The organism is Staphylococcus pasteuri, assembly GCF_030547725.1.
Lineage (GTDB): Bacteria > Bacillota > Bacilli > Staphylococcales > Staphylococcaceae > Staphylococcus > Staphylococcus pasteuri.
The window spans coordinates 1-250 of sequence record NZ_JAUOQO010000665.1; the positions used below are offsets into that span (position 1 = coordinate 1).

At 39.2% G+C, this 250-nt stretch carries 1 pseudogene; it reads left to right on the forward strand.

Going from position 1 to position 250, the window contains the following annotated elements:
- Positions 1-21 precede the first annotated feature (21 nt).
- Positions 22-250, forward strand: a pseudogene (locus Q4528_RS15100) (hypothetical protein); the annotation flags it as partial.

Consider the following 250-nt stretch of genomic DNA (forward strand, 5'->3'; position numbering starts at 1 on the left):
GTCCGATTGTGTGCTGAGGTTTTGCAAATAGTATCTTCGAATAATTTGCCAATTTTAGGGTATTGGGGTGATAAGCAAGTCGTTTTGCTTGAGTTTCCTCATGGCCATATACCTCCGGGTAGCGATAAGTTGGTGAAATGGTTTTTGTCTAAAAATATTATTCCTATGATTGCGCATCCTGAGCGTAATAAAGCAATTATTGCTTCTGTAGATGTTTTGAACCCCTTTATTGAAATGGGCTGCTTGTTGC